The following is a 22515-nucleotide window of genomic DNA, read 5'->3' as shown; positions in this document are numbered from 1 at the left end:
GGTTATGTTATTATTTATTACATTGGTAAAATGTGTTTTTAAATTTGAGTTTTTGAGGTGGAACTGTGAAAAAGCGTAGCAGATTAATAGCGTTACTGTTATTAACAATACTGTTGTTTAGCTCAATGGGTGTAACAGTAAAAGGTATTATGGAGAAAGTAAATCTGGGTTTAGATTTACAAGGTGGTTTTGAAGTACTTTATAAAGTTGATAAACTAGATAAAAACGACAAAATCGATAGTGAAGTAGTTAAGGCAACGAGTAAGACACTTGAATCGCGTGTCAATGTTTTAGGGGTATCAGAACCTAAAATTCAGATAGAAAATAATGACAGAATTCGTGTTCAACTTGCCGGTGTTAAAAATCAAAATGAAGCACGAGAGATTTTATCTACAAGTGCGAACCTTACGATTCGTGACGCTAATGATAAATTACTTCTTTCAGGTAAAGATTTAGTACAAGGTGGTGCTAAACAAGCATTTGATCAGAATAGTAATGCACCTGTTGTTACCTTAAAATTAACATCAGCGAAAAAATTTGCTGATGTTACACGTAAGATTTCAAAACAGAACCCAAATATAATGGTTATCTGGATGGACTTTGAAGAAGGTAAAGATAGCTATAAAAAAGAAGCTAAGCGGGAACAGGCTGGAAAAGAACCTAAATACGTGAGTGCTGCCGGAGTTTCACAGGAAATCAATTCGCAAAATGTTGAGATTTCAGGTGGATTCCAGGGTGAAGAAGGATTAATACGTGCAAAACAAATTGCTGACTTATTAAACTCAGGTTCACTACCAGTTAAACTTACAGAAGTTTATTCAACTTCTGTTGGTGCTCAGTTTGGGCAAGATGCGTTACATGATACAATGTTAGCATCTGCAGTCGGAGTAGGATTAATTTTCTTATTTATGATTTTCTATTACCGTTTACCAGGTATATTAGCTGTCATCTCTTTATCTGCTTATATTTGGTTAACGATGGTAGCATTTAATATGATCCATGGTGTACTTACATTACCGGGTATTGCAGCGTTAGTGTTAGGTGTAGGTATGGCTGTTGATGCCAATATCATCATGTATGAACGTATTAAAGATGAATTGAAGATTGGCCGTAGCATAAAACAGGCATTTAAAAAAGGATCTAGCTCATCATTTTTAACGATACTCGATGCCAACTTAACAACAGTACTTGCTGCTTTAGTATTATTCTTCTTAGGAACAAGTAGTGTTAAAGGTTTTGCGACAATGCTGTTACTAGGTATCTTAATGATCTTTATTACACAAGTATTCTTTACACGTCTATTATTGAGTCTTACTGTAAATTCAGGATTCTTTGATAAGAAATTTAGTTTCTTCGGTGTGAACGGTAAACAGCGTCATCACCTTTCAGAAGGCATCGATGTACATGATCTAAAGACACGCTGGGATCGTATTAATTTCGTAAAACTTGCAAAACCTTTACTTGCAGCATCATTAGCCTCTATTATTATCGGAAGTATTATCATTGCCTTAATGGGATTAAATTTAGGCATCGACTTTAAATCGGGATCACGTGTAGATGTGAAGAGCGATCAAGTGATAAAAGTAGACGACGTTAAAACATCATTGAAATCTTTAGATTTAGAAACTGATAATATTATTGTTAATTCTGATACAAATAAAACAGCTGTAATCCAATTCAAAGATCCATTGACTAAAAATCAAATTAGAGATTTAAAATCTGACTTTGATAAGAAATTCGGGCATGAGCCGAATGTAAATACTGTTTCTAGTGAAATTGGTAAAGAATTAGCTAAAAATGCGATTAAATCTGTAATCATTGCATCTATCGGTATCATCATCTATGTAACATTCCGATTTGAATGGAGAATGGGTTTAACATCTGTACTTTCTCTATTACACGATGCGTTTTTAATCATTGCGTTCTTTAGTATTTTCAGAATAGAAGTGGATGTCACATTTATCGCAGCGATTCTGACAATTATCGGTTACTCAATCAACGATACAATCGTAACTTTTGACCGTGTACGTGAGAACCTGCATAAAATGAAAGTCATTACACGTCCAGAACAGATTGATGACATCGTTAATAGTTCAATTCGACAAACATTAACGCGTTCAATCAATACGGTATTAACTGTAATTATCGTTGTTGTTGCTTTGATGTTACTTGGAGCATCTAGTATCTTTAACTTCTCACTTGCATTGCTTGTAGGATTAATTTCCGGAGTGTTTAGTTCGATCTTTATTGCCGTACCACTTTGGGGTATCTTAAAGAAACGTCAATTAAAAGCAAATGGTGGACGTCTAACAGTTTATGAAGAAAAGAAAGCTAATGATGAAAAGATATATGTATAATAAAAAAGAAAAATCATGTCTATACATGATTTTTCTTTTTTTTGTTTAAAATTCACAAATTACATTAAATTTTTATTATGATTAAGATATCAGTCATTTGGAGGAGAATTATGAAAATCACAAAGATTATTGGCCACTATATTCAACTACCGTTAAAAGAACCATTTATAATTAATTATGCAACATATGATAGCATGCACTCAGTAATTGTAGAAATACATACTGACACCGGCATTATAGGATTTGGAGAAGGTGTTGCTGATGAGCATGTTACTGGTGAAAGTGCTGCGGGTATTTTTGCAAATCTTACAATGATTGCACCTAAACTTATCGGAGAAGATCCGTTAAATATTGAAGCCATTCATTTAAAGCTCGATGAAATGATTTTAGGCAATCCTGCATTAAAGGCAAGTATAGATATTGCATTATATGATATTTTAGGTAAACATGCTAATTTGCCAATTTATCAGCTCCTTGGAGGAAAAACAGTTGAAAGACTGGATTACGCAAAAGTATTAAGTGTAAAAAATATTGAAGAAACAAAAAAAGATATTGATACATTACTTGAATCTGGGTATAAAGTGATTAAAGTTAAACTTGGTGGTAACATATTTGATGATATTCTGAAACTGAAACAGATATTAGAGTATATTAAAGAAACAGATGCAATCGTTCGTGTTGACTGCAATCAAGCCTGGTCTAATCCTAAGGCGATTATTCAGGCTTTGAAATCTATAGATGATCCGAAATTGAAATGGATTGAACAACCATTGAAGTATAATGATATTGAAGGTATGAAATATTTATATGAAAATATGAATGTGTGCTTAATGGCGGATGAAATGATTAAAGATATACATGATTTAGCAAGACTCTCTACGCCACATTTTGATTTATTGAATGTAAAACTAATGAAGTGTGGCGGTATTCACAACGCTGTAAAATTAATTCGTTTCGCTGAAGGTTTAGGTATTGAATGTCAAATTGGTTCAATGGTGGAATCATCTATTGGCAGCGCTGCAGGTTACCATACAGCGATGGCGTTAAATAATGTCAAATCAACTGAATTAACTGGACCTTTACTCTTCAGTCAGGATGTCGGTGACTTGAAATATAATATTCCTTATGTTGATTTAGGTGATGCACCAGGATTAGGCATTACAATAAATAAAGCAGCATTAGCAGCATTAACAGTTAAAAAATTTGAAGTATAATTTAATTAATAGATAAAAGTAATAAAATTAAAAAAATAATTTTAAACAATTTTTATAAAGGGGATTAACATGGATAATACTGATTTTCATGATAGGATATTAGATATTAATCGTGAACTGAATTTAAGAGCTGAAGTAAGTTGGGATGAAGAGAAAACAACAAAATATATAGAAAAGTTATTTAGAGATGAATACGAAGTACATCGATTTAATAAAACTGGATTATACATTAAAGTACCTGGAGAAATTGATAAGACTGTCGCATTTAGAAGTGATATCGATGCATTACCATACAACTTTGAAGATGGATTGAAAGTAATCCATGCATGTGGTCATGATGCGCATATGACAACTTTGATTGGTCTGTTGTTTAAATTGAAGCTAACAAATTATAAACCTAAATATAACTTATTGTTTATCTTCCAGCCTGCTGAAGAAGCTGGAAGTGGTGCTAAATATGTATTAGAACACGATATTTTAAATGATGTTGAATATATGTTCGGTATGCATGTCAGACCAAAAAATGAATTGAAAGGAAATGAATTTTCGAGCAGTATCCAGCATGGAGCAAGCGCAACACTTCACGTAGATATAACAACGACGGAAGGTCATGCGGGTCGTCCATGGGAATCTATCAATAGCATTGATATTGCAATGGCGTTAAATCAAAAAATTAAAGCGCTGAACAATGAAAAAGACAGATCTTTTTCTGTTAAGATGACGACGTTTGAAACGCTTGGAGGGACTCATAATACGATTCCGGGCACAGTAAATTGTGTATTTGATGTTAGGGCACAATACAACGATAAGATGGCTTCTTTACAGGAAAATATTGATAGAATCTGCGAGATGATTAAAGGTCAATATGATTGTACACTAAAATATTGCTATTCAAGTAATACTGTTGCAGCAGAAGTAAGTGATGAGGCTAGAAATATATTAACAGAAGTACTTCGTGAACAGCAGCATGATTATATAGAAACGATTGTAACACCTGGTGCTGAAGATTTTCATACGTACTCAAACACGCTGCCTGAGATTAAAACGACGATGCTCGGTATTGGATGTAATATGAATCATGGATTACATCATCCCGAAATGAAATACGACAAAGAATCAATATTTACTGCGATAAATATTTATTATGATGTGATAAAAAAACTAGATAAAAAAGTAAGTTAAATTGGAGGCATTCATTTTCTAAAATGAATGCCTTCATGTATAATTCTAGATTGTAGGGGGATTGTTATGAAGAAAATGAAATGGCAAGTGTCAAGGATAGAAAATACAATTCCTGATGACTTAATCAAGAAATATAAAATTTCTAGTATCAATCAGAAAATATTAAATGCACGAAATATCGTAACAGATGAACAGCTCAATGATGTCTTTTCTGAAGGTAGTATTCATGACCCGTTTTTAATGTTTGATATGGAAAAAGCAATATCGAGAATAAAAGTAGCAATTGAAAACGGTGAACCGATTCTCGTTTATGGTGATTATGATGCAGATGGTGTGACAAGTACAACAGTTCTTGTCAAAACGCTGGAATCGATGGGCGCTTTAGTTGGCTGGTATATTCCTAATCGATTTACAGAAGGATATGGTCCAAATGAAGATGCATTTCGTCAGGCAGCAGATGAAGGTGTTAAATTAATTATTACCGTTGATAATGGTATTCAAGGCCATCATGAAGTGGATGTTGCCAATGCACTGGGTATGGACGTTATAATAACAGACCATCATGAAATTGGTGAAACATTACCAAACGCATATGCAATCATACATCCGATGCATCCAGATGGCAACTATCCTTTCGAACACTTAGCAGGCGTAGGTGTAGCTTATAAGTTGAGTCATGCTTTACTTGGTGAACAAAACGAACAATATTTGGCATTCGTAGCGATTGGAACGATAAGTGACCTCGTTTCCATGACTGGAGAAAATAGAGCGATGGTTAAGCGTGGGTTAAAATTGCTTAATAAAATGCCACCTGTAGGTGTTGCAGCATTGTTAAAACAAGCTGGTTACTCTGGTTTGATTGATGAGGAAACTATTGGATTTACTATCGGCCCTAGATTAAATGCTGTCGGACGACTGGACGATGCAAGAATTGCTGCTGAACTTTTACAGCTGGATGACGCTGAGGAAGCGGAATGGATGGCCGAACAAGTTGATAGTTTTAATGTTGAACGTAAAGCTATCGTAGAGTCAATTACGCAGGAAGCAATGATTGAAGCTGAAGAGAAAATCAGTAATGGCAATCGTTTTCTAGTCCTTGCAAAAGAGCATTGGAATGAGGGTGTCCTTGGTATAGTTGCGAGTCGTATCGTTGAAAAATATAATCTGCCGGCCATAGTCTTAAATATAGATTATGTGAATGACTACGCAAAGGGTTCAGCACGGAGCGTTGAGCAGATTTCAATGTATGAAAGTCTTGACCAGGCGCGGGAATTGATTACTAAGTTTGGTGGCCATCATATGGCAGCTGGTTTGACGTTACCAATCGATCATATTGAACAGTTAGAACGTAGTATCAATCATTATTTGGAAAGCGTATTAGACGGTGAACCGATAACTTCCCAATTAAATATAGATACTGTTATTGATATGGATGATATTACAGTAAAAAATATTAGTGATATAGAATTATTAAGACCATTTGGAACAGATTTTAAAGCACCGGTAATAGGTTTATATGACCAGACGATTAGTGAGATAAAACAAATTGGACAAAATGCAGCACATTTAAAGTTTAAAACAATGTCAGATTTGAATTGTTTAATGTGGAAACAAGGTGAATTAATCAAAGAGTTTCCTTCAGGAGCTGTTATTAATTTAGCAGGTGCACTGCAACTCAATGAATGGAATGGCAATATTTCGCCACAAATGATTGTACAGGCAATGCAATCTGATGAAATTAAAATGATTGATTTTCGCAATGCGCATCCGAGGAAATTTGCATTTTTAAAAGATGAACAAGTTGCCTATGTTATTCATCCAGGTCAGCAAAAAATTAACGAAAATTACTATTATTATGGCGAATCTGTATTTGGACATGATAAAATAGTATTTAGAGATATCCCTCATAATTATGACAGTTTCAAAAAAACATTTGATACAATTGATGCAGATACTATCTATTTAATTTTTCATAAGAAAAATCAAATTTACTTCGAAGGTATGCCTAGTATTGAAAAATTCAAATTATTATTTAAATGTTTTAAGATGAAGCCGGTCATCGATTTAAAGACAGATGGTGGTTATCTTATTGATTTACTGAAGGTGAAGCCTGATACTTTACTATTTATGTTAGAAGTATACAAAGATTTAAACTTTATTTATCAATCTGAATTAACATATCATTTAAATGAAACGATTAAAAAGGCTGAAATACAGTCGTCTGAAACGTATAAAAAAAGATTAAATGCTTTAAAAATAGAACAGACTTTCCTGTTCTCAACATTTGACAGTTTTAAACAACAAATTATGAAATAATATTTAAAAAATAAATGAATTTTATTGTGGAGGCACAAAGATGGATTTAAAAAAGCATATTGCAGAAGTGAAAGACTGGCCAAAAGAAGGTATTAGCTTTAAAGATATTACAACTTTGATGGATAATGGTGAGGCATATGCCTATGCTACAGATCAGATTGTTAATTTCGCACGTGAAAAAGAAATTGATATCGTAGTTGGACCAGAAGCACGTGGGTTTATAATCGGATGTCCAGTTGCTTATGCAATGAACATTGGCTTTGCACCTGTTAGAAAAGAAGGTAAATTACCAAGGGAAGTTATTCGTTATGAATATGATCTTGAATATGGTAGTAACGTGTTAACGATGCATAAAGATGCGATTAAACCAGGTCAACGTGTATTAATAACAGATGATTTACTAGCAACAGGTGGAACGATTGAAGCAACGATTAAATTAATTGAGCAATTAGGTGGAATTGTTGCAGGTATTGCCTTTATTATAGATTTAAAATATTTAAACGGTATGCAGAAGTTAGAAGGGTACGATGTTTTAACATTGGTAGAGTATGAAGAGGAATAATAATCGTTTACCGAAAAAGATTGAGTAGCAATAAATTGACTCAGTCTTTTTTATATTTCATTTAAAAATAAGTCATAATATAGTATTATTAATACATTATATAAAGAGGTGGTGATAGAATGAACAATGAATATCCATATACAAAAGATGATGTTCTTGAGATGACAAAAGCATATTTATCTGAAGAGGACTATCAATTCGTTGTTAAAAGCTATCAACTTGCCGAAAAAGCTCATACAGGTCAATTTAGAAAAAATGGTTTACCGTACATTATGCATCCCATTCAGGTAGCTGGTATATTAGCTGAGATGAAATTAGATGGGCCGACAATAGTTGCTGGATTCTTACACGATGTTGTGGAAGATACACCATATACGTATGAGGATTTAAAGGCAATGTTTAACGAAGAAGTTGCATATATCGTAGATGGCGTTACAAAGTTAGAAAAAGTGAAATATCGTTCAAAAGCAGAACAACAGGCAGAAAACCATCGTAAATTGTTTATTGCTATCGCAAAAGATGTGCGTGTCATATTAGTTAAACTCGCTGACAGATTACATAATATGCGTACATTAAAAGCAATGCCTCACGAAAAACAAGTACGTATTGCTAAAGAAACTTTAGAAATTTATGCGCCTCTTGCACATCGCCTTGGAATTAATACGATTAAATGGGAGTTAGAAGATATTTCTTTACGATATATTGACAGTATTCAATATTTTAGAATCGTCCATTTAATGAAGAAGAAACGTAGTGAACGAGAAGCATACATAGAAAATGCCATTGAAAATATCCGTAAGGAAATGGGGATTACAGGTATCCGAGGAGAAATTACCGGTCGTCCTAAACATATCTATAGCATCTATCGTAAGATGGTTAAACAAAAGAAACACTTTGACCAGATTTTTGATTTATTAGCGATTCGTGTATTAGTGGACTCAATTAAAGATTGTTATGCTGTTTTAGGTTTAGTTCATACGCTATGGAAACCGATGCCCGGAAGATTCAAAGATTATATTGCGATGCCAAAACCTAATATGTATCAGTCACTTCATACTACAGTTGTAGGTCCAAATGGTGATCCATTGGAAATACAGATAAGAACTCATGAAATGCATGAAATAGCAGAACATGGTGTAGCAGCACACTGGGCGTATAAAGAAGGAAAGACGCTGGTCAATCCAGATGAAGCGAAAAATTTAAGTAAGATGAGCTGGATGACAGAAATTGAAGAAACGGACTCTACATCACCGGATGCTGAAGCATTTATGGAATCACTGAAGTATGATCTTCAGTCAGATAAAGTATATGTATTTACACCGGAAAGTGATGTTGTAGAATTACCTTTTGGCGCTGTTCCGATTGATTTTGCATATGCAGTACATAGTGAAGTCGGAAACAAAATGATCGGTGCGAAAGTAAATGGTAAAATCGTTCCGATTGATTATGAACTTAAAACTGGTGACATCATTGAGATTAGAACTTCAAAACATTCTTATGGACCAAGTCGAGACTGGCTGAAAATCTGTAAGTCAGCAAGCGCTAAAAGTAAGATAAAAAGTTTCTTTAAGAAGCAGGATCGTTCTAGCAATGTAGAAAAAGGAAAGTTCATGATTGAAGCAGAACTAAAAGAGCAACGCATAAATATTGAAGAAGTAATGATTGAAGAAAATATAGCCGTCGTTATAGATAAATATAATTTCACTTCAATAGATGATATATATGCGGCTGTTGGATTCGGTGGATTAACTGCATCAGCTGTAGTTAATAAATTAACTGAACGACACCGTATCAAAGAAAAAGAACAAAGGTTAAATCAAGTACAGGAAGTTAATAAAAAGTTAAATGTTAAACGTGATATTCAGACAGAAACCGGTGTTTATGTTGAAGGCATGGATAATATGCTGATTAAATTGTCTAAATGTTGTAACCCTATACCTGGAGATGAAATCGTTGGCTATATTACGAAAGGACATGGGGTAAAAGTCCATCGTACCGAATGCCCGAATGTTGTAAATGAAACTGAGCGTTTAATAGATGTCGAATGGGTAAAATCTTCAGAAAATAAAACTTATCAAGTTGATTTAGAAATCACAGCGTATGATCGACTTGGCTTACTAAACGAAGTATTACAAGCAGTAAATGCTACGAAGACAACATTAACACAAGTTTCTGGTAAAGCTGATATCGATAAAAATGCTAAGATTAATATTAGTATTATGGTGAAGAATGTCAGTGAATTGATGCGCGTTGTTGAAAAGATTAAACAATTGAGTGATATATACACAGTAACTAGGATATTAAATTGAGGTGTCAAACATGCGTGTAATATTACAAAAAGTAAAACAAGCTTCTGTTAAGTCAGGAGATTATTATCAATCGATTGATCAAGGTTACTGTTTATTAGTTGGCATAGGTGAACATACAACAGAAGAAGATTTGAAAGTAGTCGCTAAGAAAATTGCTAATACCCGTATTTTTGAAGATGAACAGGGAAAGATGAATTTATCAATTAACGACGTTGGTGGCAAGATATTGTCGATATCACAATTTACATTATATGCAAATATCAAAAAAGGTAATCGTCCAAGTTTTACAGATGCCAAGTCACCTGAAATAGCAAAAGAGATGTATGAAAAGTTCAATGAAATACTAAGAGGACATCAACTCGAAGTTTTTTCTGGTGTATTTGGAGAAATGATGGATATTGCATTAATAAATGATGGTCCTGTTACGATTATTTTTGAGAGCGTTGAGGGGAAGATACAATGAAAAAGATTGATTTAAGACCCATCCAACGTTCAAGGGTTTTAAGACTAATGATTTTAGCGCTCGTTACAATATTACTGATTGTCTTATTATTTTGGCTGTTTACGAAGCAGAATAATAAACCAACAACATTATCAATGATTGAAGACGGCGCACTAAGAACTGGACCACAAGCTTTTTATCCTATTATTTTTGATGTTAAGAAGGGTGAACATTTTGATATCATAAAGCATACCGGGAAATGGTATTACGTTGATAACGGTGAGAAAAAGGGTTGGATTGCAGGGTGGCACACAAACCTCAATATAAAAAAAGATAAGATTGCTGGAGCTAATCCTTTTAAAGGCAAAGTCATCATGATAGATCCTGGTCATGGTGGAAATGATCAAGGTGCTTCAAGTAAAGACGGGACGATAGAGAAAGTGATTACTCTGAAGACAAGTTTAATGCTTAAAGAGAAGTTAGAAGAAGAAGGTGCGACTGTTTTAATGACAAGAAACGGTGATGAATATATAAAGCTAAAAAATAGAAAAGGTGCTGCAGATGTATTTATCAGCATTCATGCAGATGCTCTAGAAGCATCTAGTCCACATGGTTTAACCGTTTACTATCATCATGATAATCAGAAGGTGCTTGCAGACACATTACATATGGCGATTAAACAAAAAGCACTGTTATCTGATCGTGGTGTTCGTCAGGAAAACTTCCAGGTGATACGCCAAACGAAGACACCTGCAGTTTTATTAGAATTGGGTTATATCAGTAATCCTACCGATGAAAAACTAATGAATGATAAAGTATATCGTCAAATTATTACGACGAGTATGGTTGATGGTCTGCGTAATTACTTTTTATATTAACTTGACTTTAGTAGATTAACTTAGTAATATAAACCTATTCAAACTTAACAAATGCCGTTTTAGTCTATCATTTATAGGAAATTTATTGAATAGAGACATCTATCCTGCTGAAATTAGATGATAAATTCTTATAAGATGTAACAATAGATGAGGCTGTGATATGAAAGTATCACCGATTTACATGCGTTAAATGTACTAGAGTGGGTACATTTGTACCAATTAGGGTGGCAACACGGAAAATTTTACGTCCCTTATGCATTATTTATGATGCATAAGGGACTTATTTTTTTAGGAGGAAAATATATGATTAATATACCAAGAGGAACACAGGATATTTTACCGACAGAAACTCCAAAATGGCGATATATTGAAGATAGATTACATGCAATAGCTGCATCGTTTAACTATAAAGAAATTCGAACACCAATATTTGAATCAACTGATTTATTTGCAAGAGGTGTCGGTGATACGACAGACATTGTACAAAAAGAAATGTATACGTTTAAGGATAAAGGTGATCGAAGCATTACATTACGTCCTGAAGGCACAGCAGCTGTTGTCAGAAGCTATATCGAGAATAAAATGAATGGTGATGCGAATCAACCGGTTAAATTATATTATAATGGTCCAATGTTCCGCTATGAACGCAAGCAAAAAGGACGTTATCGTCAATTCGTTCAATTTGGTGTAGAAGCAATAGGAGCAGAAAATCCTGCCATGGATGCTGAAGTTATTCACATGGTGTATTCAATCTATAAATCATTTGGCTTACAACACGTAAAAATTGTATTAAATTCAATCGGTGATCTGGAAAGCCGTAACATTTATAAAGAGGCATTAGTTAAACATTTCGAACCACATATCGAGCATTTCTGTAATGATTGTAAAAATCGATTACACACAAATCCAATGCGCATTCTTGATTGTAAAGTTGACCGTGATCAACCATCAGTTAAAAATGCACCAAAAATAACGGAGTTCTTAAATGATTATTCTTTAAATTACTACAACGAAGTTAAACGTTATTTAGATATTTTAGAAATTCCTTATGTAGAGGACGCAAATTTAGTGCGTGGCTTAGACTACTATACTCATACTGCATTTGAAGTAATGAGTGATGCTGAAGGATTTGGTGCAATTACGACATTATGTGGCGGTGGCCGCTACAATGGATTATTAGAAATGCTAGAAGGTCCGAAAGAAACGGGTATTGGATTTGCTCTAAGTATTGAACGTCTGTTACTTGCAATCGAAGCAGAAGGTATTGAGCTTGAAACCGAAGAAGCTATCGACCTTTATATTGTTACAATGCCTGAAACAGTGGATGCCGGTATTAAGATTTTAGCGGATTTACGTAACAACGGTATTAAAGCTGATATCGACTATTTAAACCGTAAAATGAAAGGACAAATGAAACAGGCTGACCGTATTCATGCCAAAAATACGATAGTGCTTGGTTCAAATGAACTTGAAAGCGGTAAGATAAATGTGAAATCGATGAAAACTGGTGAAAGTACCGAAATTGAGATTGAAAAACTAGCATCATTTATAAAAGGAGAAAAATAACATGGATAAAAGAACGACATACTGTGGGTTAGTTACAGAAGAATATATAGGACAAGAAGTTGTACTCAAAGGATGGGTACAAAAAAGACGAGATTTAGGTGGATTAATTTTCATTGATTTACGTGATAGAGAAGGTATCGTGCAAGTTGTATTCAATCCAGATTTCTCTCAAGATGCATTAGCAATAGCAGAAACGATTCGTTCTGAGTACGTTGTTGAAGTAAGAGGAAAAGTAACGGAGCGAGATGCAGCTGTTGTAAATCCAAAAATCAAAACTGGAAAAATTGAAGTTCGGGTTGCTGAAGTTAACATCATCAATAAATCTGAGACACCCCCATTCCAAATCGAAGCAGAAACTGATATTTCTGAGGATATCCGTTTAAAATATCGTTACTTAGATTTACGTCGTGAACCACTTGCGAATACGTTTAAGATGCGCCATCAAATTACACGTGCTGTTCGTAACTATTTGGATGAATCAGGATTTTATGAAGTTGAGACGCCAGTACTTACAAAGTCAACACCAGAAGGAGCACGTGACTATCTAGTACCTTCACGTGTGCAGGAAGGTAAATTCTTTGCATTGCCCCAATCACCACAAATATTTAAACAGTTATTGATGATCGGTGGATTCGATAAATACTATCAAATCGTTAAATGTTTCCGAGATGAAGATTTACGTGCGGACCGTCAACCTGAATTTACTCAAATCGATATCGAGATGAGTTTCGTTGATCAGGAAGATGTGATGACGATGAATGAAGGTATGCTTGCACGAATTATGAAGGACGTGAAAGGGATTGACATTACTACACCATTCCCGCGTATGACATATGCAGAAGCAATGCGCGATTACGGAATTGATAAGCCTGACACACGTTTCGATATGAAATTAAAAACATTAAATGACTTAGCATCAAAAATGGACTTTAAAGTATTTAGTGAAGCAGTGAAAAACGGTGGTGCGGTAAAAGCAATCGTCGTAAAAGGCGCTGCTGATAAATATTCAAGAAAAGATATTGATGCTTTACAAGACTTCGCAAAAATATATGGTGCAAAAGGGCTTGCCTGGGTAAAAGTTGTAGAAGATGGATTAAATGGACCCATTGCTAAATTCTTTGATGAAGCAATAACAGCTGAATTAGTTGAACTTACTGATGCTGAAACTGGAGATTTAGTATTATTTGTCGCTGATAAATTATCGGTAGTAAATGCGAGTCTTGCAAACTTACGTAACAAATTAGGTAAAGATTTAGGATTGATTGACGAAAATAAATTTAATTTCTTATGGGTGACAGATTGGCCACTATTTGAATATGACGAAGCGTTAGATCGTTACTTTGCGGCACATCATCCATTTACTGCACCAAAACCTGAGCATTTAGATTTATTGAAGTCTAATCCTGGAGCTGCTGAAGCAAATGCTTATGATGTAGTATTAAATGGTTATGAATTAGGTGGAGGATCAATTCGTATCCATGATCAGGAAGTTCAGGCACAAATGTTTGAAGCATTAGGATTTACGAAAGAAGAAGCGGAAGAACAATTTGGTTTCTTGATGAATGCATTTAAATTCGGTGCACCACCACATGGCGGTATTGCTCTTGGATTAGACAGAATGGTGATGTTACTTGCAGGACGTTCTAACTTGCGTGACGTCATTGCATTCCCTAAAACAGCTTCTGCAACTGATCTTCTTACTGAAGCACCAAGTGCAGTTGAAACAGCACAATTAGATGATTTACACATAGCATTAAACATTAAGGAAACTGCTAACGCAGAAGAAGAAAAAGAAGATACGAAATAGTTGCAAATAAATAAATATGTGATATTATATAGTCATAAGATAGGTGTCTGAAGAGTTCGATGTTTGTTTATTCTATTTTGACCTAACACTTTTTTGATCGGGAGTCTAATAGGTTTTCTTTTAGCGCACACGCCTCAAATGGAGGACTTGCAAAATTAGAAACGGGACACCCACCTGTTTATAACAGGCCAAAATGATCAACACTTAAAACGACGGCTCACTTGGATACTATCCGTAAGGCGAGAGACTTTTGTCTCTCGTCTTTTTTTGTAATGATTAAAGCTTACTAATATGATAGGATATATTTATTGACAATAATGAATGGAGAAATGAAATGAAACATCAATTTTCAAGAAATGAACTTGCTTATGGTAAAGAAGGTTTAGAAGCACTAAAAAACAAGACAGTAATGATATTAGGAGTAGGTGGGGTCGGTTCTTTTGCGGCTGAAGCCCTTGCAAGAACAAATATTGGACACATTATCCTGATTGATAAAGATGACGTGGACATTACCAATGTTAACCGTCAAATACATGCGTTAACTACAACAGTTGGTCAGTCAAAAGTCACATTAATGGAAGAACGTATTAAACTCATTAATCCTGAATGTAAAGTTACGCCGCTTCATATGTTCTATACAGATGAAACATATGAGGAGATCTTTAAATATGATATTGATTATGTTGTAGATGCGAGTGATACGATTATGTATAAAATTCACTTGATGAAAGAATGTTTGAAACGTAACATTAAAATGATTTCAAGTATGGGTGCTGCAAACAAAACTGACCCAACACGTTTTAAAATAGTTGATATTTCTAAAACACATACAGATCCTATGGCGAAAGTTATTCGTACAAAATTAAAGAAAGATCGTATTCATAAAGGTATTCCAGTCGTATTTAGTGATGAAAGCCCAATCGTGATTCGTGAAGATGTAAAAGCATATGTTGGTAATGCCGATGCATCTGTCCGTAAGGCGCAAATGCCACCATCAAGTAATGCATTCGTGCCAAGTGTGGTAGGGTTAATCTGTGCCAGCTGGGTTGTCAATGATATATTAAAAGATTTTCCTGTGACACGTGTGAAAGATAGATAATAGTTTCTCTTAAAAAAGCTGAAGTAAAATCAATGATGATTTCACTTCAGCTTTTTGTATGATTCAACCTTAAATTTACCTTAAAAGTTGTTGCCAAAAAGTAAATGACTGGATTTATCATGTATGATAAATATAACGGAGGTGTAAAAATGGAAGAAAATCAATTTAGTTTACAGGTTAGCAATTTAAATAAGACGATTAACAAAAGGCAGATTATTAAAGATTTAAACTTTGATGTAAAAAAGGGTGAAGTATTTGGCTTTTTAGGTCCGAATGGTGCTGGTAAAACAACCACTATTCGAATGATTGTTGGCCTTACAACACCTACTTCTAGAGATGTTAAAGTTTTTGGACGTTCGGTACTAACGAATCGTAGTGAAGTCATGAAAGATATCGGTGCAATCGTTGAGAATCCTGAATTATATCCATTTTTATCTGGTTTAGAGAATTTAAAGCAATTTGCACGCATGCAGACTGGTATTTCAAAAGAAGATATTGATCGTGTTGTCAAGTTAGTTGGGCTTGAAAATCGAATTAAAGAAAAAGTTGGTCGTTATTCATTAGGTATGCGACAACGATTAGGTTTAGCACAAGCTTTACTGCATAAACCTAAAATATTGATTTTAGACGAACCGACCAATGGATTAGATCCTTCGGGTATACGTGAAATTCGTGATTATATTAAAAAGCTAGCACGAGAAGAAAATATGTCAGTCATTGTATCAAGTCATTTAATGAGCGAAATGGAACTCATGTGTGATCGATTTGGGATTATCAAGAATGGACAGATGATTCGTATTGAAGAAGTCAACACAGTAGTAACTGCAAGTGATGTTGTAAAACATGATTTTGATGTTTATCCAATCGATCAGGCAGTTAAATTCTTAAATGAAAAAGGTGTGCCATTTAAACTGAACAATGACTTGCTTTCAATAGATATTGCTTCAAAAGATGTACCGCAACTCATACGTGATTTAGTAAGCACTGATATTGATATCTATGGTGTAACAAAAGAAAAACTTTCACTTGAAGATCGCTTCATGGCATTAACAAAAGAAGGAGGCGGTAGCATTGTTTAAGTTAGTAGTTAATGAATATAATAAGTATTTTAATCGGCTTGGTACATATATTATGCTGGGTATTATTGTTGCATTTATGATTTTAGGTGTAGTGTTGAACATGCAGTTTGCGAGCAGTATTGATAATAAGACTTATTCGGATAACTGGAAATCAGAAGTTAAAGAAGATATTTCGAAATATCAGAAACGATTAGCAGAAATCGCTAAAAAACCAGAAGATAAGAAATCTATGAAAGAATTTACGGATGAAATGACTTTAGGTGACCGAGTAGCTGAATTACAATTCTATCTGAAAAAAGATGTTCAACCACCAGCAAAGAATAATTTTTATCAGACACTCATAGATACAAATGGTTTTATTTCATTTGTTACAATCATGCTGATTATTATCTGCAGCAGTTTAATGTCACGTGAACATCAGCAAGGGACAATTAAGTTGTTATTAATTCGTCCTGCATCTAGATTAAAGATTTTCTTTTCTAAATTTATCTTTGCAATATTAGCATCACTTATATTTTTAGTCTTTACTTATGTAATGACAGCTATAATTGCTTTATTTACAACAAAGATGAACCCAACAACTGAACTGGCTGTACAAGGCAATAAAGGTTATAAGATGATCAATGTATTTGAGTTATTAGGACAACAAATTTTTTCCAACTTTATTTATATTATTACTTTCGCTATCGTCGCTTATGCTTTATCAGTTATTTTTAAGAATACTGCTTTAAGCTTAGGTGTAACTTTTGCGTTAATGTTCTTCGGGGATTTAATCATTATGTTCCTGCAAGGTAAAACGAAGCTGATTGAATTTTTATGGCCGGCTAACTGGAACTTATCTCAGTACTTACCGAATAATCCAGCAGAACTAGCAGATAAAGATTTATCATTTGGCTTTAGTTTAACGTATGATATTGTAATATTAATAATTATAACAGCAGTTGCAGCGTGGATCTTTAATAAAAGAGATGTAGCAAACTAATAAACAGGCATTGAGTAATGACTCAATGCCTGTTTTGTTGTTGTTTAATATTATCATAAATTTGTTTGAATTGTTGTTCTGCTTTACTAGTGCGCTTTGGTACATAGTATTGCTTTTTCTTTAGTGTATCCGGTAAATACTGTTGAGCGATAAACCCTGATTCAGCACTATGAGGATATTGATATCCCACACCATTACCTAAATCTTTCGCACCTTGATAGTGGGCATCTTTTAAGTGTTTTGGTATGGCACCGATTTTACCGCTTCGTACGTCAGATAATGCAGCGTCAATTGCTGAGATACCAGAATTTGATTTCGGTGATAAACAAAGTTCGATGACAGCTTGCGCAAGTGGTATGCGTGCTTCGGGAAATCCAAGTCGTTCAGCAGATTCAATCGCAGCAAGCGTTCTTGAGCCTGCTGAAGGAGATGCGAGTCCGATATCTTCGTAACTGATGACAAGTAAACGTCTGGCTATCGTCGGTAAGTCTCCTCCCTCAATGAGGCGCGCAAGATAATGCAGTGCCGCATCAACATCACTACCACGAATAGATTTTTGGAAAGCACTCATCAAGTCATAGTGCATATCACCGTCTTTATCGAATTGAAAACTGGATTTTTGTAAACAATCTTTCGCATCTTTTAATGTGATTTTTATTGGATTTTTAGTTTCAGCTGAAAGGATTGCCAGTTCTAATGCATTTAAGCTCGTTCTAATGTCGCCTTGCGCACTTTGCACGAAATGATTGATTGCTGCTTCATCAATTTCGATATCTTCATTGCCATAACCTTTTTCCTTATCGTTTATCGCTCGAAGTAGGGCAGTATTAATATCGATTTCTGTTAAAGGATAAAGCTCAAATATTTGTGTTCTTGATCTTATCGCAGGATTGATTGCATGATATGGATTGCTTGTTGTTGCACCGATTAATATAATTTGACCATTTTCGAGATGAGGCAACAGAAAATCCTGTTTCCCTTTATCTAATCGATGAATTTCATCTAAAAGGAGAATAACCTGACCACTCATTTTAGCTTCTTCAGCTATCATCTGCATATCTTTTTTTGTATTGGTTACTGCGTTTAATTGTCTGAATTTCACTGCTGTACTGCCAGCAATCGCTTTGGCAATACTAGTTTTACCTACACCCGGAGGTCCGTAAAGAATCATAGAAGAAAGTCTTTTAGCATTGACCATTCTACGTATAATTCCTTGTTCACCTACAAGATGCTGCTGTCCAATGACTTCATCAATAGAAGAAGGACGCATTCTATATGCTAAAGGTTCCAATATATTCACTCCTTTAATAAAAGTGTACCTTATTCTATGTCAAAATGTGATAAAATTGATTTATTGAAAAGGGGCGTAATAATTATGAAAATTTCAACTAAAGGTAGATACGGTTTAACTTTGATGATATCTCTTGCTAAACGATATCAGACGAAACCAGTATCATTAAAAATTATCGCTGAAGAAAATAATCTCAGTGATCTGTATTTAGAACAACTTGTAGGTCCGTTAAGAAATGCTGGTCTCATTAAAAGCGTACGAGGTGCAAAAGGTGGTTATATGTTAATGAAAGCCCCTAAAGAAGTGACAGCAGCAGATATTATCCGTTTACTTGAAGGACCAATTACACCTGTAGAAGGTATTGAAGATGAACCCCCAGCTCAAAAGCAATTGTGGATTGATATTCGCGACGCTGTAAAAAAAGTGCTGGATGAAACGACTCTGGAAGATTTAATGAACTATAAAGAAGATGATATTATCGAAGGATACATGTTCTATATTTAGAAATAATCAAAAAAATAGTTATCGCATTGATATGCTCCCTATAAAGTAGACACTTAAAAAGTGAAAACTTTATAGGGAGTTTTTAATTTGAGAAAAAAGAAAATTACACTTGATAAATATCAACAAATCTTCGATTTGTATGAAGACGGAAATTCATTTAGCAGTATCATAAATAAGTTTGGTTTGGATATTAATAAAGTTACACTCGCAGCTGAATATAGAAGATACTTAGAACATGGTATTCACTCTCTTAAATCAAGAAAAAATAATCATTCATATACCTCGGAATTTAAAAAAAGTGTTATTCATGAGTATATTCAAACGGGCAAATCATTTCAAACATTAGCAGCAGAATATAACATTCCATCTCATGAAACTATACGTAAGTGGGTAATAAAGTATACTGAAGGAAAAGAGAATAAAACTTATTCTCCAAAACCGGAGGTATATAATATGAAAGCTAGAAAAACTACTTTAGAAGAGCGTATTGAAATCGTAAATTATTGTATAAGTAACGAATTTGATTACAAAAGTACTGCTGAGAATTTCAAAGTGAAATATTCTCAGGTTTATAGCTGGGTGAAAAAATATAATGAACATGGTGAAACAGGACTTATAGATGGACGTGGAAAAGGAAAACCTACAGAAACATTGAGTACTGAGGAACAATTGAAATTGAAATTAAAAGCATTAGAATCAAGAAATCAATTTCTAGAACTAGAGAATGAAGCTTTAAAAAAGAGAAAACAAATCGAAAGGCAGTTGATGAATCAAAAGTTAAACAATTAGCATCATATAAAACTGTAACTGAACTAAAAGAAAGATATCCTATTAAATGGATATGTGATGCTCTAGGTATTTCAAGATCAAGTTATTACAAATGGTTAAATAGAATAATTCCAAGCACTGAAATTGAAAATGAAAATTTAAAGAATGAAATTCTTCGAATATACAACTTGTCTGGTGGTACTTACGGTTACAGAAGAATTTATATCTATTTAAGACTATTTACTGAATATCAGGTTAACCATAAAAAAGTACAACGAATCACTCAAAAATATAATATTAAAGCTTTGATCCGCCAGAAAAAGAAAAAATACATCCGTAGTACTCCAGAAACAACTGCTTTAAATGTGTTAAATAGAGATTTTCAACAAAACGAGCCAAATAAAGTATGGTTAACAGATGTGACAGAGTTCAAATTAAGAAACGGCAAAAAAGTATACCTTAGTGCAATCTATGATTTAGGTTCTAAAAAGATTGTGAGTTATGAAGTTTCACGAAGAAATGATAATCCATTAGTTTTTAATACATTTAATAAAGCTAAAAAAGAAAATGAGACTGAAGATATTATTTTTCACAGTGATAGAGGGTTTCAGTACACAAGTAGAAATTTTAATAAAAAACTGAAAGAAGCTAAAATGATACAAAGTATGTCTAGAGTTAGCAGATGCATAGACAATGGCCCAATGGAAGGGTTTTGGGGTTTATTAAAATCGGAGATTTTTAAAAGTAAAAAATATATTTTTGAGGATTTTGATCAAGCTAAAAAAGAGATTAGAAAGTATATTAAATTTTTTAATGGCGATCGTATTTCATTAAAAATGGCTGCGCTAATACAAGCGCAGCCGAGTAACTAAGTTTTATTTTTTTAAGTGTCTACTTGACAGGGTGATGTTCAAATTTGCGATAACTATTTTTCTTCTGTAATTTCTTTTAACCATCTGAAACTTTGATATTGCTTATCAAGATCATATATATAACTTACGACAATGAATTCGTCAACGTTGAATTCATCTTGAAAAGCTTGTAATTTTTGTTTTACAGTTTCTTTAGAACCTACAAAACCAGTTTGAGTACGAGATAATGCCATTTGTTTTTCTTGTGGACTCCAAATTGCATCCATATCTTTTACTGGTGGCTGCAGCGGTTGTCTTGTATTTCGGATGATACTTAAGAAAAATTGATGCGTGGAAGTCGCCAGGTAATCAGCTTCTTCATCGGTTTCGCCGATAATCACATTCGTACCGACTATAACATAAGGTTTGTCTAGATATTCAGACTTCTGGAAAAGATTGCGATAAATTGCGATTGCTTCTTTCATCTGTTCCGGTGCAAAGTGTCCGGCAAACGCATAAGGTAAACCGAGACGTGCAGCAAGGTGTGCTGAATCTGTTGAAGAACCAAGCACAAATATAGGTACATTTGTGTCAGCACCAGGATAAGCTTTTACAAATCCTTGTTTTTCTTCAGGTCCAAAATACTTTAACAATTCCTGAATTTCTTCAGGGAAAGTATATACACTATCGTGACGATCACGACGAAGAGCACTCGCAGTCATCATATCCGTACCTGGTGCACGACCTAACCCTAGATTTAAACGATCAGGATAAATAGTAGCCATTGTACCAAACTGTTCAGCTACAACGAGTGGTGCATGGTTAGGTAACATGATTCCACCTGAACCAACCTGTATTGATTTTGTATGTTGAAGCACATGATTAATAAGCACTACTGTTGCTGAACTCACAAGACTCGGTGTATTATGGTGCTCAGCAATCCAGTATCGGTTATAACCTAGTTCTTCAGCCAGTTGAGCCAGTGATACCACCTGATCGATTGCATCCTTGTTTGTATCGCCTTTTCTTACTGGCGCTAAATTCAAGATAGAAATAGGAATATTGAGATTAGACATATAATTAACTCCTTTTAATATAGTACCGATAGTTTATCACTTAGGTCGGGAATTATGATAATTATATGCTTGTTGATAGTGGATGAAATTTTAGCGGCATCGTAGTAATGATAGTTCTGATAGCGCCACAGCTAAAAATTATTGCGAATTAATTTATATTTTTCTATTTTGTATAGAATAAACTATCTATTTTATATATAGTTGAAAATCGTTAAAGTATTTTTCAAAATGA

General features: G+C 34.2%; 17 protein-coding genes and 1 other RNA gene. 16 read left to right on the top strand and 2 right to left on the bottom strand.

The genetic code is table 11. The features are described from left to right. The first annotated feature begins 65 nt into the window (after positions 1 to 65). From secDF to HT586_RS08140, 14 genes are all read left to right on the top strand, one after another. Entirely contained in the window at positions 66 to 2357 is a 2292-nt protein-coding gene (gene secDF / locus HT586_RS08205) for a protein translocase subunit SecDF (protein ID WP_188017683.1), read from the top strand. Positions 2358 to 2467: 110 nt separating this feature from the next. After that, complete coding sequence (locus tag HT586_RS08200) at positions 2468 to 3571, top strand: mandelate racemase/muconate lactonizing enzyme family protein (protein ID WP_203545576.1); 1104 nt, start codon at positions 2468 to 2470, stop codon at positions 3569 to 3571. A 69-nt stretch (positions 3572 to 3640) separates the two neighbouring features. After that, complete coding sequence (locus tag HT586_RS08195; RefSeq protein ID WP_096076270.1) at positions 3641 to 4753, top strand: amidohydrolase; 1113 nt, start codon at positions 3641 to 3643, stop codon at positions 4751 to 4753. A 66-nt stretch (positions 4754 to 4819) separates the two neighbouring features. Then, positions 4820 to 7069, top strand: coding sequence for a single-stranded-DNA-specific exonuclease RecJ (gene recJ, locus HT586_RS08190; RefSeq protein WP_188017237.1), 2250 nt, complete (start codon positions 4820 to 4822; stop codon positions 7067 to 7069). 40 nt (positions 7070 to 7109) lie between these two features. Continuing rightward, positions 7110 to 7631, top strand: a complete 522-nt coding sequence (locus HT586_RS08185) for an adenine phosphoribosyltransferase (RefSeq protein ID WP_096076272.1) — start codon at positions 7110 to 7112, stop codon at positions 7629 to 7631. A 119-nt stretch (positions 7632 to 7750) separates the two neighbouring features. Continuing rightward, the gene (locus tag HT586_RS08180; RefSeq protein WP_203545575.1) at positions 7751 to 9940 is read left to right on the top strand and encodes a RelA/SpoT family protein; all 2190 of its coding nucleotides are present in this window, start codon (positions 7751 to 7753) and stop codon (positions 9938 to 9940) included. A 10-nt stretch (positions 9941 to 9950) separates the two neighbouring features. Further along, the gene (dtd, locus tag HT586_RS08175; protein ID WP_133353370.1) at positions 9951 to 10403 is read left to right on the top strand and encodes a D-aminoacyl-tRNA deacylase; all 453 of its coding nucleotides are present in this window, start codon (positions 9951 to 9953) and stop codon (positions 10401 to 10403) included. Then, the gene (locus HT586_RS08170) at positions 10400 to 11260 is read left to right on the top strand and encodes an N-acetylmuramoyl-L-alanine amidase (RefSeq protein WP_133353369.1); all 861 of its coding nucleotides are present in this window, start codon (positions 10400 to 10402) and stop codon (positions 11258 to 11260) included. Before dtd ends, HT586_RS08170 begins: the two co-directional genes overlap by 4 nt. Before the next feature lie 303 nt (positions 11261 to 11563). After that, positions 11564 to 12826: a histidine--tRNA ligase gene (hisS, locus tag HT586_RS08165; RefSeq protein WP_133353368.1), complete on the top strand. Its 1263-nt coding sequence runs from the start codon at positions 11564 to 11566 to the stop codon at positions 12824 to 12826. 1 nt (position 12827) lies between these two features. Further along, positions 12828 to 14633, top strand: coding sequence for an aspartate--tRNA ligase (gene aspS / locus HT586_RS08160; protein ID WP_203545574.1), 1806 nt, complete (start codon positions 12828 to 12830; stop codon positions 14631 to 14633). Positions 14634 to 14674: 41 nt separating this feature from the next. Next, positions 14675 to 14865, top strand: a non-coding RNA gene (ssrS, locus tag HT586_RS08155) — 6S RNA. 102 nt (positions 14866 to 14967) lie between these two features. Continuing rightward, a complete protein-coding gene (locus HT586_RS08150; RefSeq protein ID WP_111744811.1) occupies positions 14968 to 15732 on the top strand; it encodes a tRNA threonylcarbamoyladenosine dehydratase in 765 nt (254 codons plus the stop codon). Between the two features lie 149 nt (positions 15733 to 15881). Then, positions 15882 to 16811, top strand: coding sequence for an ABC transporter ATP-binding protein (locus tag HT586_RS08145; protein ID WP_203545573.1), 930 nt, complete (start codon positions 15882 to 15884; stop codon positions 16809 to 16811). Further along, positions 16804 to 17793, top strand: coding sequence for a DUF2705 family protein (locus HT586_RS08140; RefSeq protein ID WP_203545572.1), 990 nt, complete (start codon positions 16804 to 16806; stop codon positions 17791 to 17793). The genes HT586_RS08145 and HT586_RS08140 overlap by 8 nt, the downstream gene beginning before the upstream one ends. Positions 17794 to 17815: 22 nt before the next feature. Here the strand turns inward: HT586_RS08140 and HT586_RS08135 are convergent, their stop codons facing one another. Continuing rightward, positions 17816 to 19063 carry a replication-associated recombination protein A gene (locus HT586_RS08135; RefSeq protein WP_133353486.1) on the bottom strand — a complete coding sequence of 416 codons (1248 nt, stop codon included), beginning with the start codon at positions 19061 to 19063 and terminating at the stop codon, positions 17816 to 17818. Positions 19064 to 19168: 105 nt separating this feature from the next. Between HT586_RS08135 and cymR the strand changes: the two genes are divergently transcribed. Continuing rightward, positions 19169 to 19588, top strand: a complete 420-nt coding sequence (gene cymR / locus HT586_RS08130) for a cysteine metabolism transcriptional regulator CymR (protein WP_096076281.1) — start codon at positions 19169 to 19171, stop codon at positions 19586 to 19588. An 87-nt stretch (positions 19589 to 19675) separates the two neighbouring features. Then, positions 19676 to 21228 (top strand): IS3 family transposase gene (locus tag HT586_RS08125; protein ID WP_238999212.1). Its coding sequence is split into 2 segments (ribosomal slippage): positions 19676 to 20350 and positions 20353 to 21228, totalling 1551 coding nucleotides; the frame shifts between segments, so codons are not numbered across the junction. Positions 21229 to 21281: 53 nt separating this feature from the next. Here HT586_RS08125 and HT586_RS08120 read toward each other — a convergent pair. Then, complete coding sequence (locus HT586_RS08120) at positions 21282 to 22283, bottom strand: LLM class flavin-dependent oxidoreductase (protein WP_096076282.1); 1002 nt, start codon at positions 22281 to 22283, stop codon at positions 21282 to 21284. Positions 22284 to 22515 lie beyond the last annotated feature (232 nt).

The organism is Macrococcoides bohemicum (assembly GCF_016865215.1).
Classification (GTDB): Bacteria; Bacillota; Bacilli; order Staphylococcales; family Staphylococcaceae; genus Macrococcoides; species Macrococcoides bohemicum.
The sequence above is the reverse complement of the archived record's forward strand: the minus strand, read 5'-3'. Positions and strand labels throughout refer to the sequence as shown.